The 263-nt window shown below is 36.5% G+C and carries 1 pseudogene; it reads left to right on the top strand.

Features of this window, described 5'->3' with window-relative positions:
* Positions 1-263: pseudogene (locus tag SB773_RS32610) on the top strand (sensor histidine kinase); the annotation flags it as partial.

Genomic DNA, 263 nt, shown 5'->3' with positions numbered 1-263 from the left:
ATTGATGAAGGATAACGCCACTGATTTAACATCACAGGAACTGTATGAGTATACATCCATTATTAATAGACAGTCCATTTATATGAAAGATTTGTTGGATGACCTAAATTTAACGATGCGTTTACGCAATCAACGACTCCCTTTTCAATTTGAAGATGTAGATATCGTTGGGTTTATACGAGAAATGACGATCGAGCTTTTAAATGATTCACAATTTGGTGATCGCCAGGTTGAATTCGAGGCAAATGTGGATAAGGCAACAC

The sequence above is a fragment of the Bacillus sp. SIMBA_074 genome (assembly GCF_046534555.1).
Taxonomy (GTDB): domain Bacteria; phylum Bacillota; class Bacilli; order Bacillales; family Bacillaceae_G; genus Bacillus_A; species Bacillus_A mycoides.
This window is presented reverse-complemented; position numbering and strand designations above follow the sequence as displayed.